The organism is Klebsiella sp. RHBSTW-00215, assembly GCF_014103785.1.
Classification (GTDB): Bacteria; Pseudomonadota; Gammaproteobacteria; order Enterobacterales; family Enterobacteriaceae; genus Klebsiella.
The window spans coordinates 2,811,551-2,824,405 of record NZ_JABXQS010000001.1 but is presented as its reverse complement, the minus strand read 5'-3'; the positions used below and the strand labels follow the sequence as shown (position 1 = coordinate 2,824,405).

Annotated in this window: 9 protein-coding genes; 7 read left to right on the top strand and 2 right to left on the bottom strand. The window is 50.8% G+C overall.

Features of this window, described 5'->3' with window-relative positions; all coding sequences use genetic code 11:
• The first annotated feature begins 744 nt into the window (after positions 1–744).
• The 5 genes from HV127_RS13375 to HV127_RS13355 all read left to right on the top strand — a co-directional run bounded on the left by HV127_RS13375 (position 745) and on the right by HV127_RS13355 (position 9,071).
• Positions 745–1,014, top strand: coding sequence for a hypothetical protein (locus tag HV127_RS13375; protein WP_223178539.1), 270 nt, complete (start codon positions 745–747; stop codon positions 1,012–1,014).
• The gene (locus HV127_RS13370) at positions 1,011–2,780 is read left to right on the top strand and encodes a DUF5906 domain-containing protein (RefSeq protein ID WP_020323953.1); all 1,770 of its coding nucleotides are present in this window, start codon (positions 1,011–1,013) and stop codon (positions 2,778–2,780) included. The genes HV127_RS13375 and HV127_RS13370 overlap by 4 nt, the downstream gene beginning before the upstream one ends.
• Positions 2,781–3,322: 542 nt before the next feature.
• A complete protein-coding gene (locus HV127_RS13365; RefSeq protein WP_020323947.1) occupies positions 3,323–4,105 on the top strand; it encodes a DUF1837 domain-containing protein in 783 nt (260 codons plus the stop codon).
• On the top strand, positions 4,092–7,598 hold the full coding sequence (locus HV127_RS13360) for a DEAD/DEAH box helicase (protein WP_020323939.1): 3,507 nt from the start codon (positions 4,092–4,094) through the stop codon (positions 7,596–7,598). Before HV127_RS13365 ends, HV127_RS13360 begins: the two co-directional genes overlap by 14 nt.
• A 138-nt stretch (positions 7,599–7,736) precedes the next feature.
• Positions 7,737–9,071, top strand: a complete 1,335-nt coding sequence (locus HV127_RS13355; protein WP_182236571.1) for a hypothetical protein — start codon at positions 7,737–7,739, stop codon at positions 9,069–9,071.
• Here the strand turns inward: HV127_RS13355 and HV127_RS13350 are convergent.
• Positions 9,063–10,270, bottom strand: a protein-coding gene (locus HV127_RS13350; RefSeq protein WP_109455549.1) for an IS3 family transposase whose coding sequence is annotated in 2 segments (ribosomal slippage) — positions 9,063–9,949 and positions 9,949–10,270 — 1,209 coding nt in all. Because the reading frame shifts where the segments join, the coding sequence is not laid out codon by codon here. The genes HV127_RS13355 and HV127_RS13350 overlap by 9 nt on opposite strands.
• A gap of 315 nt (positions 10,271–10,585) precedes the next feature.
• The gene (locus HV127_RS13345; RefSeq protein ID WP_020323937.1) at positions 10,586–10,771 is read right to left on the bottom strand and encodes a hypothetical protein; all 186 of its coding nucleotides are present in this window, start codon (positions 10,769–10,771) and stop codon (positions 10,586–10,588) included.
• Between the two features lie 294 nt (positions 10,772–11,065).
• Here HV127_RS13345 and HV127_RS13340 point away from each other — a divergent pair, with 294 nt between their 5' ends.
• Both HV127_RS13340 and HV127_RS13335 read left to right on the top strand, forming a co-directional pair.
• Entirely contained in the window at positions 11,066–12,085 is a 1,020-nt protein-coding gene (locus HV127_RS13340; protein ID WP_020323938.1) for an ImmA/IrrE family metallo-endopeptidase, read from the top strand.
• A gap of 5 nt (positions 12,086–12,090) precedes the next feature.
• Complete coding sequence (locus HV127_RS13335; protein ID WP_023279818.1) at positions 12,091–12,729, top strand: hypothetical protein; 639 nt, start codon at positions 12,091–12,093, stop codon at positions 12,727–12,729.
• The last annotated feature ends 126 nt before the right edge of the window (positions 12,730–12,855 follow it).

The window sequence follows — 12,855 nt, the reverse complement described above, 5'->3', positions numbered from 1 at the left end:
AACTATTTCTTTCATGTAAGCACTTTGTAAGCACCCGCGCCGTATGTCAATCAACGCTATTCTGGCGTTTTCCCTACCTCAAATTGTTACCTTATCCATGGTGGTTTAATCCCGTATATCTGGGTAGATTTAACTTTCTCCATTAATAACTGTATAAAAATCAATTAATAAAAAAGTCTACCCATGGTCCAGGGTTTACTCCACCCATGGTTCTCATTGTCTACTCACATCGCTCTCAATACTTCCCAACAGTAAGGAACTCTGAACGATGCCAGACTCATTACAACCTCAAGAAGCATTTGCAACACGCCAGATATTAACAACTAATGAAGCCGCCGACTTCCTAGGGCTGAAACCGCAGACGCTACGTTGCTGGGCGTGCTATGGCAAAGGACCGATAAGCCCAGTAAGAATTGGTAATCGCCTGCGCTGGAGGTTGTCGGACTTAGAGAAACTGGTCAGTAAATGAAACGTTATAGGCAGGGATGGGGATAATTCCCATCCTCTTGCGGATATAAACGTCAGCTCATAACTCGTTATCATTTCTAAACTATTTTCCCAGATTTAATTATGAACAAATTAAATAGGCACGATATCGGGCCGTGGCACGCTCACGCCCAAAAACTACATCAAGGGGAGTCGCCTACGGCTCAAAGAGACTTCCTGGAAGCTATTCATGTAAGCCTATCGCAACATGATGAGTTGGTGAAACGCGTAAAATCGCTGGAGCTTGCATTAGCAGCCATGCAAAACAGAGAGGCCATCCCTGAAGGGATGGCTCCTTTAATCATGCTGGCAACAGAAATAGGGATATCCACCAGCAAGGCAGAAGCATTAGCACAGAACAGTGGCGTAATGATGCTTCGGCAAAAGGCCGGAGTTATTGTCCATGAAGTCAAATTCAGGGAGGCAGCACTGAACGTCATTCGCGAGGCAAAGCGAAAATACGGTAGTAAATACTGGTTCCACCCTCTGATCGGTAAGTTCACCATGACCAGGAGACCTCAAGCATGACAGCAGAGATGCAAATGCAGGAAGTTATGTCTGATGCGCTTTACAGCTGCCTATATCGCTGGGTGAATGGCCATCAGGTTGAACGGGAAGATGCCGAACTGGCGATGAAACAACATCAGGACTCCACTACCCGGTATGGTCAGTTGACAAAGGAACTTTACCGACTAGTGGATAGCAACCAAACTACTTACGAGTGGTTATGCGATAAGGGACTATTGGCAACGGATACCAGAAAACAGCGCGAATATCGCATGGCACTGGTAGCCAATATCATCGGCCCCGACAACCTGAAGGTTCTATTGTGCGACGCCCCCCGGATTAACCGGGTGTTTCCCGCTTCTACAATATTGCCGGATACCTTGTCCACATCGCCTGAAGAATGGTTGAGAATGGCAGTTACCGACCTCTCTCGTATGGGAGCAAGCCAGCGCGGAGAAGTGCTCATGGCACGTTACAACGACGCGTTGGCGATACATGCCGATTCCGATATCGTTCACTGTTATAACGGCGTGGTATGGGGGCCTGTGTCTGATAAAGAGCTACAACGAACAATGGCGCAGATCTTTATTGATGCGAAAACTGCCTATTCGCAGAACGGTATTAAGTCAGCGGTCGAAACCATGAAGTTAAGCCTACCTGTTATGGGGATTACAGCCCGTAATCTCATTGGGTTCAGTAATGGGGTATTTGATACCCGTTCCGCTCAATTTCGTGAGCACAACAAGGATGACTGGCTTCTGATTGCAAGCGAATTACCATTCAGTGCTCAGGTGGAAGGTGAAAGGCTGGATACCCATGCCCCAAACCTCTGGAAATGGTTGAGTCGTTCTGTCGGTAACAACAACCGGAAAGCGGATCGCGTATTAGCGGCGCTGTTTATGGTGCTGGCTAATCGTTACGACTGGCAACTTTTTCTTGAGGTTACTGGTCCTGGGGGTAGTGGTAAGAGCGTTTTCGCGGAAATATGCACAATGCTGGCGGGAAAAGTCAACACGGTTTCAGCTGGTATGAAGGCGCTTGAGGATTCGCGGGATCGTGCGCTGGTGGTTGGTTACTCGCTGATTATCCTGCCAGATATGACGCGTTATGCCGGTGATGGCGCGGGCATCAAGGCGATAACCGGCGGGGACAAGGTATCTATCGATCCGAAACATAAGGCACCGTACTCCACTCGCATCTCTGCGGTAGTACTGGCAGTCAACAATAATGCTATGTCATTTAGCGATCGCAGCGGAGGTATTTCCCGGCGCCGGGTGATTTTCAATTTTTCCGAAGTTGTGCCGGAAAATGAACGTGATCCGATGCTGGTCAAAAAAATAGAAGCCGAGTTGGCGATCGTAATTCGTTATCTACTGTTCAAGTTTGCTGATCAAGATGAAGCAAAGCGGTTACTGTATGAACAACAGAAATCTGAGGAAGCTTTGGTTATTAAACGTGAAGGGGATTCACTGGTGGACTTTTGCGGCTACCTGATAACATCAGTTGTCTGTGACGGCATGTTTATTGGGAACGCTGAAATTATGCCGTCTAACCCACGTCGTTACCTGTACCACGCTTACCTTACCTATATGCGGGCCAATGGGCTTAGCAAGCCGATATCGCTTACCAGGTTCGGTACAGATATGCCGGGAGCAATGGCGGAATATGACAAGACGTACCAGAGGCACAGGACAAAACAAGGATTGCGGTCAAACGTTATGTTGAACGAAGACTCGAAAGAATGGATGCCCTCATGTGACTCGACTCAAAATAAAGTTTATAGGTGAAGTGTTCACCACTATTCATCCTGTTGAAAATCTATTAATAATAGTGAGTTAACGGATGAATATTTTTTATTAACTATTCATTAAATATTCACCTGTTCACCTTATTCCTTATTCCTTATTATCTAATAAGGTGAAGTGTTAAGGTGAACAGTAGTGAAAGCTTGAAGATGAAGCCATCATCACTTAATCCAATGAAAACAAATAAGAAAAATTTAAAGGTGAACAGGTGAGCCTGTCTTTTTAATTTTTATAGCGGAGTTAATGGGATCGACTGCTACAACAATGCAGTGTTGCTGGAGAAAGAGGGCGTGTTCAGAGTTCCGTGTCATTACAGTGTCATCACGCTATTCAGTTGGCTATCAGGTTATGACGCTGAGACATATCTGCCGGGGTATTGAGAGGTATCGGCCAACGATCAGGTGGATTGAGGATAAACTGTTGCATTGAAAATGCGGTGTTTTTCTTGGTACTGATAGCGATGTGTGAGTATCGTAGGTCAAGTGAATCACGCGGTAAATCATGGAAACTTTAGGGGGAGCATAGTGGGGCTATACGAGAAGTGGTGTGACTCAACCAAAGAACAGGAACAGCGCAAGTATTACTGGATCTATGTCGAAAAGGATGGTGGCCGCGACGATATCCGCGATGACCTTGCTGAGATTATCCGTTCCCATTACGACCGACTCGAACGTATCGTCGAGGACGTAAGTCGGCTCGGATACAAGGTAGCCGCAAAAATCCTCAGCGAAGCTATGCCTCAGACGTCCAGAAGTCGCTCAGGCGATCTTGGCGAGATTCTTGCGACAGAGTTGGTTGAGGAAGAGATCGGCCTGCGTGTTCCTGTACGCCGTCTCCGCTATAAGGACGGCCGCAACATGGCTATGCGCGGCGACGACTTTATTGGTGCCGGATATGACGGTAATGGCGAGAAGCTCTGGCTTCTTAAAGGCGAAGCTAAAAGTAACAGGGTGCTGGGTAAAGCTACGGTCACGAGCGCTCGCAAGGTACTCAACCGCGATAATGGTCGTTGCACGCCTGATTCTCTGTTATTTGTTGCCAATAGGCTGTTGGAGAGTCAAGACCCTGATGACAACGAGCTAGGCCGCAGTCTCCGTGACGAAGTAGGCCTGAAGTTGCTTCCCGCCGACCGTATTGATCACATGCTCTTTACTATGTCGGGCAACGGGCCCCACGCGTCACTAAAAAAGGATCTCGATGCCACGAGCACCAATCGAGACCATTACGTCGTGAATATCCATATCGAAGATCACCAGGATTTCATCGCAGCCATGTATCAAGAGGCGGAAGACCTTGGAGACGATTGACGAACTGACCTCATTCCTTGCGGCCGCAACCGCCGATGGCATCCTTAGCCGTCTCCTCTATCGTGGTACGGCTTGGTCGTTGATGCGCAGGGAAGGCGTACTACCACCGAATGCGCCGCAGTTCGGCGCGACAATCGAAACCGATCTTGCTGAACATGGCTTCGCCCTGCTGCGGGGCGCGATGGCCCTGCGTGCTCAGGCTGGGGCTTCGAATCTGACGAGTAAGGCATTCGAACGCGCAGCCAATGCTTTCGAGGCTCTTATTCGCAATGGTGATCCAGAGGCTCCAGGCCGCGGGTTCCACCGCACTATCGCCGCCGCGGCCTATCACTTGGCTGGCTTTTCTGCCGTCGCTTATTCGCTTTTCAACGAGATGTCACAGGATCTCAATGCATCACCGGGTGAGATGGCTATTCGACATCTAATCCTGCGCGATCTAGGCCAATTACGCACTTTTGTTCGCGGGTGGTTGGACGACGAGACTCACGACGATGAACAGATTGCCGAAGTGCTACGGGGAGAAAACGGGGACATTGATGAGGTGTTAGCGACCATCCTCAATACTACAATCTGCAGAGCCTTGGCCCATTTTGACTTCGCACTCGAGACAGGTGAATCTGAGCCGATTGAGAAAGCACGGGCACTGCTCGCCGTAGCGGTTAGTCTGGCAGATAATTCGGAGAATGTTCCTTTGTGGTGGATCTCGAACCTCTGTCGCCACCTGATTGATGACCTTTGGCAGCATTCGCTACATCAGAATCTGCCGACCGAGCCGCCAGAGGGGGCAGAGGACAAATACCCAGACCTGCGTCAACTGTTTATCTCGTCGCTCTATGCGCGCAAGACTTCCGAGGTGGAGCTATGGCCGTCTCAATTGGAAGCGGCCCAGCGTTCCACGGACCTCACCGACGATTTGGTCGTCGCTTTGCCGACCAGCGCAGGCAAGACGCGGGTGGCCGAGATTGCCGTGCTGATGACTTTGTCTTCAGAACGGCGGGTGTTGATCGTCACGCCATTGCGTGCTTTGTCCGCCCAGACCGAGCGATCCTTCAGAAAGACCTTCGCGCCCCTCGGTTTTAGTGTTTCCTCGCTTTACGGTGCCAGCGGCCTTTCAACTGGCGATGAAGATGCCCTGCGTTCCCGCGAAATCGTCATCGCAACACCAGAGAAGCTCGACTTCGCCCTGCGAAGTGACCCATCCCTGATCGATGATGTCGGTCTGATCGTCCTCGATGAAGGGCACATGATCGGCCCGAGCGAGCGCGAAATCCGCTACGAAACGTTAGTGCAACGTCTGCTTCGACGCGCGGATGCGGGCGAACGTCGGATTGTTTGTCTCTCCGCTATTCTGCCGAGTGGCGACGAACTCGATGATCTCACCGCATGGATACGCTCCGACGAACCGGGTGAACCTGTGCGTTCCGACTGGCGCCCCACACGGCAGAGGTTTGGCGCGCTAATATGGAGGGGCGAGGATGCGCTGCTCCGGCTTGACCTCGATGACAATGGTCCGTTCCTCGACCAATTCGTCGTACGAAAACCGGCGCGGGGTCGGGAGAGGAAGCCCTATCCGCGCAAGAATTCGCATCTCGCCTTGTTCGTGGCGTGGGAATTCGCTGGGCAGGGCAAGCGAACCCTGATCTTTTCCACCCAAGCAAATTGGGTCGAGAGCTACGGCAAACAGGTAGTGGACCTATGTAGGCGTGGCTATCTGGACTCGCTGTTGGGGGATAATGCGTTGATCGCACGCGCTTTGGAGGTCGGTAAGGAATGGTTGGGCGAAGACCATCCCGCCGTTGCCTGCTTGAGGGTCGGTGTTGCAATCCACCACGGGCGGCTGCCGAGCCCGTTCCTGCGTGAGGTGGAAGTTTTACTATCAGAGGGGGTGCTGAAGGTCATCGTCGCGTCGCCGACACTGTCGCAGGGACTCAATCTCAACGCCGCTGTCTTGTTAGTACCAACATTATATCGTGCATCTGAGAAGATTAAAGGCGAGGAATTCGCGAATGTGGCCGGGCGCGCTGGTCGCGCCTTCGTGGACGTCGAGGGCCTCATCGTCCATGTAATGTTCGACAAGATAAATTGGCGAAAGGAAGAATGGAGAGAGCTGGTCGTCTCTGCGAAGGCCCGCACACTGAAGAGCGGACTCATCCAGATTGTCGCCGAGATCCTTGTTCGGCTGTCTCGCGAAGGTGTCCTAGGTCGAGATGATGCTTGGGAATACCTCGCCAACGCCCGTGAGGCTTGGCGATCTCCCGTAGAAGAAACCGCTGTCGCTGAACGCCTAGCTGCTGGGGGCGAATACGAAGCTGGTGACGACGATGAAGGCGCTGATAGCGATGATGATAAGGAAGAAACCATTGACGAGGAGCCGCTCTCGCAGATCGTCGAACGTCTCGATGCAACCGTGTTCGGTCTGCTCGAGGCGCTTGATGCTGATCGCAACGACCTTCCAAAACTCTTGGATGACGCACTCAGAGGCTCACTTTGGGCCCGTCAGATCGCCCGCGAGGATGAGGACGTAATCCCACTGCATAAGAAGGTGTTTGAAGCGCGTGCCGCTCTCATCTGGAAGACCACCACGGCTCAGGCGCGACGGGGGCATTTTGCCATGGGCGTTGGACTTGAGGCTGGTCTCACCATTGACGCCATGGCTGACGAGTTAGCTGATCTCCTCGATCGTGCCGACGCTGCTGCGTTGAACGGTGACGTCAACGAACTTGTCGAAACCCTCGGTGGCCTTGGTGAACGTCTGCTGTTCATGAGACCCTTTGTTCCCGACAATGCGAACGCGCTGCCGACGAATTGGAAGGCCATCCTACGTAGTTGGGTGTCTGGCGAAGATGTTGTTAACATCGGACCGCAGAACATGCGGGTCGTTGAAGAGGCTTTCACCTATCGTTTGGTTTGGGCATTAGAAGCTGTCCGTGTCCGACGAATGTCTCTCGGCTGGTCGCCGGAAACGGTGGTTGGTGGCGCGGCAGCAGTTGTTGAAACAGGCGTCCCGCAATTCATGATGGCGATGTTGATCCGTGCAGGCCTTCCATCACGGCGCGCGGCTATGGCAGCGATCAAGTGTGCCAATCCTGTATTTGTAACTCCTTTTGAGATGCGAGCTTGGCTTGAATCCGACGAGATTACGGCCTATACCGTCGCAGGCGACTGGCCAACACCTGACACGGCCTCGCTATGGGCACATTTCCGAACCGAAGCCCTCAGAGCAGGCATTCAAAAATGGTCTGTTGAACATTATAAGCGTCTGCTTGATACCGAGACTGCCCCTATTGCTGGTCTTTATCGGATCGTCACTGACGAGGGGGACGGACGGACTTGGCTGGCGACGCCAGACTATTCGCGGATTGCCGCATTCAAAAAGTCGGCGGTTGACCCCAAGCCCAGCCTGTTCTCGGGCCGCGTGCCCGGCAACACCAGGCTGGTGGACGTATTGCGAATTGGCCGCGGAAAGCTCCGCTGGCCACCTGCTGATGCATAATACTGGAAGGAAAGTATGTTCTAACTGAGGGTAATAGCCCAGAATCACGTCCCTTTGTTAGAGGAAGAAAATGTATTACCAGCTACGACTACGGCGGCTTGCTCGCTTCAGTCGTGTCAAAGGAAGAGGTAACGAGCTGTGGCTAGTGATCTTTACGGGCAGATTGCCCGTATTCTGCAGACGATGACTCATAGAGAGCTTAGTGAGGCACCGCAGCAGATCGCCGGATTGGTGGTCGCAAATGGTGAGGGCCTTTCAAAGCGAGAGCGTATCGACTTGGCGCTGGCAAACCTTACACAGGCGGAATTGGCGCGTTTCGCACTTAAATTCGCCGCGCATCGTGGAGATGTCGCACTCGATGAGTTGGGCCGTAGGGTACTTGAGGCCGGTGACCAGCCTTTGTCCCACATCACACGACGAGACATCGCTCGGGCGTTCGGAGATGATCTCGCTGGTGAACGTGGCACGGTAGAGGTGGTCGAACGATATTTCCCCCTTTCCTCGCCTTTTGAAAACCTTTTTGGAAGCAATGGCCGAAGTTTACGAGATCAAGTCGCTCAGCACATGGATGTCAATCCCGGCGACTGGTCGGTGGAACACCTATTTAGTAAGATCGGCGCATTCACTTGCTCCATTGCTAGGTTTGGAGCATTGCTCGAAGAAGCTGTTCACCCTCTCTCCCGGTCGGGAGACGAACAGTTGCAGACTGTCACTGCCCTTAACGAGATCCTTGCGCGCGACGGATATGAGCTAGCGGAGGAATGTGAACTCTCTGGTCATCCAATCTTTGGGTTTCGCCCTATCGTGCGTGGGGTTGAAGGGCGACCTAAGAACCTGATCTTTGCCTCGCGGGGACCGAAGCCGGAGATTGGTTTCGCCGACGCCATCAACAACGACATCGTCATTCTATCCAATGAAGAAAGTTGTTTGGTCTATGACCGGCCAATTGGCTCAAACGGCCTTCTCTGGTCCGAGCTTGTCGCTTGGTGGAACGATATCTCCCCAGAGGGCAATGCTGCAAACCTTGGAGCACGACTTCAAGAGTCTCTGGCCTCAGATGCTGAGCGAAAGCTCTTTGCCACTTATTTTAAGGCCTATAGAAACGTCCTTGGCGAGACGCTGCCCGCGCTCCTTCCACAGGTCTACCTTCATTATGACCCTGCTGTCATGAAAACCCTGCGCCATCGCTTACCTCTTCCGCGTCAACGCATGGACTTTTTGCTACTGCTCCCAGGGTGTCAGCGTATCGTGATAGAGGTGGATGGAAAGCACCATTTCACGGAAAACGATCATCCGTCATTAAAGGTGTATGCAGACATGGTGTCGGCTGATCGCGAGTTACGTCTCGCTGGATATGAAATCTATCGATTTGGGGCGAACGAGTTGGTCGGGGACGGTGCTGCGCCGAGGATCTCCGACTTTTTCGATGATCTTGACCCGCCATCTCCGGACAGCTTTTGTATCTTAAGTTAACGATGTCCGCTGCCGCCGATATTCCCTCGGGGAGTGATATCCCAGCGCGCTGTGCGGGTGGTTTTCATTGTAATGTGTGAACGCTGCTGCAAGGTTTCGCAGGGCTGTTCTCACATCTGGTTTTGGCATGAACGCGATATAGTCTTCCTTCATCGTCTTCACGAATCGTTCGGCCATGCCATTGCTCTGCGGGCTGCTCACCGCTGTTGTACACGGCTCCAGATTCAGCTCTCTGGCGAACCTCCGCGTTTCATGCGCGGTATATGCTGAACCGTTATCCGTCAGCCATTGAACCGGTGTGGTCGGCAGCCCGTCGCCGAAGCGCTTTTCCACCGACCTCAGCATCACATCCTGCACCGTCGAACTGTCGTAGCCTCCTGTGCTCGCTGCCCAGTCTATGGCTTCTCTGTCGCAGCAGTCCAGCGCGAACGTGACCCGCAGCTTCTCACCGTTGTCGCAGCCGAACTCGAAGCCATCTGAACACCAGCGCATATCGCTTTCTGCCACCGCGATTTTGCCCTTATGTTCACGCTTCGACCGCTCTGGTTTGTCATGCAGTAACAGCAGATTATGCTCACTCATAAGCCGGTAAAGCCGTTTGGCGTTCACGGGGGGCAGTCCCTCTGTACGGCGTTGCGTACGCAGGATGCCCCACACACGGCGATAGCCGTAACTGGGCATATCGCTGATGATATCGAGGATCTCTGACAGTATTTCAGCGTCTGCTTCGTCATCACGCCGGTTACAGCGCCTGTCCTGCCAGTCGGCAGAACGGTTAATTCGCAGTGACAGCTGCGCACGCGACACGCCCATGGTGCGGCTGACCAGGGCTATTCCCCGTCCTTTGGCAACAAGGGCGCGTGCGCTATCCATTTTCGCGACTGAGCGTACTCCACGGCTTCTTTCAGGATCTCAACTTCCATCGTCTTCTTGCCCAGCAGGCGCTGAAGCTCCCGGACCTGCTTCAGAGCAGCAGTAAGCTCAGAAGCTGGAACAACTTCTTCTCCGGCCGCAACGGCGGTGAGGCTGCCTTCCTGATATTGCTTCTTCCACTTAAACAGCAGGCTGGGCTGGATGCCATGCAGGCGGGCGACATGGGAGACATTCATGCCCGGCTCCATCGTCTGCTGGATAATGGCGATCTTCTCCTGAGGAGTTTTACGTTTACGGACTTCTTGCCCTAACAGGATCCCGGTCATCTCAAAATTGGCGTTAGTGTTAGACATATATTCAAGCCTATCTCTTATCTGGAGATACAGCTACTGTCTGGTGTTTCAGGGGGCTACATCACTCCGACTTTTTCGAAAAGCTCTTTCGATTGCATCGTCTCGTATAATGAATGACTTTTTGGTGTGTTAATCAACGGGGAACAGGTCAGCACGAGCATGCCGTATATCTGTGGTAGCGTCTTACTCACTCATAGGTAAAGCTCATCACCTGTGCTTATACATAGCCAGCACACACCGTTTCTGCCTATAAATAAGATATAGGCATTTTCATAGGGCGGTATGATTTTACATGTAGCGTTCAAACTGCCACGCAGCGATGACCACCAGCATGAACAGAACGACGAGGGCAACGCACAGCACTCTGCGCCTCATATAGAGTGCAGCTCCAGCAGAAAGACCAATTAACACCAGTGTGAATGGCCAAGCGACAATTGCCGTCAGGTACGCCACAATCAGGTAGTCTTTTATCATGAATATCTCCCTGACTCGTATCCAAGTAGCAGAAAAGCCTATCTATTGAGATGAACGCTGATCATTATCCGTCTTTACACCCATTTTTGCAGGATTTTTCATATCTCATGCAGGTGCGTGAAAACCACTACACAAAGCGGGCAGGCGTGATGGGGATACGAGCGTGCGCTGAAGGTTATAATGGATAACTGCATGCTAGCAATGATTCCCAGAAAATGCGTGTGGTGCGAAAAAGCTACGGTTATACTGTGCACATAACGAACTATCAAAATGAACAATAAAGGAGGGGATGAGATGACTGTAACTACACATCAGAAACCTCTTAATACTTTTTTACGCCGGGTTAGCGCTCTTGACGCTCGTCTGGCTGAAGGCCTTTCAAAGTTGCTTCCTGATTGGTGGGATGACTCGCTTAATAATTCAGCCAGTATCAGCCAGCAGGTCATTTTAGGATTAGCAAAGTTTGCAAATCTGGATTTAACGACAGTTATTAATCCTACAGCTCAATTGAGGTTCAATGAGTCAGTGCGGAGATATAAGCACGCCGCAAACAAGTCTGTTGAAGAGTTACAAGCGGCAACGGCAGTTGTAGATGGTATGGCAAAAATTGCAGCTTCAGTTGCAAAAAAACCTTATCAGGGCCTCCCTTCTGCTCGTGATATCCGAGAGTCAATTCTGTCTCAAGGAAAGCCTTGGGTAGACTTTCTGTCGCTACTGGAATTTTCTTGGTCCGCAGGTATTCCTGTGTTGTATATGACTGATATTCCAGCTAGAAAAAAGATGGATGCGGTTGCTATAAAGGTTTCTGAGCGTCCAGTTATAGCTCTTACGAAAAAACATAAACATGCAAGTGGAGTTTTGTTTGGCTTGGCTCATGAGCTTGGGCATATCGCCTGCGGTCATCTTGAAAATAACTCGTTATTAATCGATGAAAAAATTAATGAAGACGATGTTGATAACCCCCAAGAAATAGAGGCCAATGCTTACGCGATAGAGCTACTTAATGGTAGGCCTGATGCGGCATTTCACAGTAAAGGATGGATCACAGCAGAGGTGCTGGCCTCAGAAGCTCTGCGCATAGGACGTCACAATAAGGTCGATCCGGGGCATGTAGCTTTGAATTACGCCAAAACTATGAGCCGCACGCATAGTGGAAATTTTTTCCCTGTATGTGGGAAAGCACTGAACTTACTTTACCCTCGTTTGGATTGGATGGAGCAAGCTGCTGGAACTTTTCTTGAGTATGTTGATGAAGAGAAGGTTTCGGAAGACAAGTTTGAAATGCTCTGCAGAATGAACAACATCGAGGTGTAACGCCAGTGGCTGTATTACTTGATAACGATGTAGTACTGAAATTGGCCCAACTTGATCTACTTGCTGATGGTTGCAAATTACTTACAAGTAAGTATGGCCAACTTTATGTTTTAGATACACTTGTGTATCAGTTGAGAGGAAAATCTTCCCTTCGTCGATATGGCGCTGCTGCATTAGAGCGAGTCCAGCAATGCTTATCACAGGGAACATTTTTGATGTTTGAAGAGCTGATCACAGACCCGCGCTTGATTCATTTACAGAACAATTTCGAGAATCTTGACGAAGGTGAGATGCGCTTACTTCAAGGTTTATTGAATCATCAGGATTTGCTTCTATCAGGCGATAAACGTTTTTTGAAGGCTATTGCTGAAACTGGGTTTATAGAAGATGCTGCTCTAAATAATCGATTTGTCTGTTTAGAGCAGGTGGTTTGCTTTCTTATAAATGAATTATCCTTGGAACATGTCAATGCGAAAGCATCGCTCGCTTTTAAGGGAGAATGCAGGGTTGATAGCGCTTTAAGAACATGCATTGGTAATGGACGTACACATGAACATGTTGTTGAGGGCGTACTTCAACAGCTTAGAGAACTGCCAGCAACATTGCTATCAATAGAGTTGCATTGGCGTTTATCTCCGTCTTAGCAAGATGGTTCTAAGAAAAAGGGCGCAGACAAGCTGCACCTTTTTTCTTATCGTTATCTGGTTCCGGGCTTATACCCAATAGACTGTTTAACCGAACATTTTGCTTCAACGATAGGTGTTACGCTG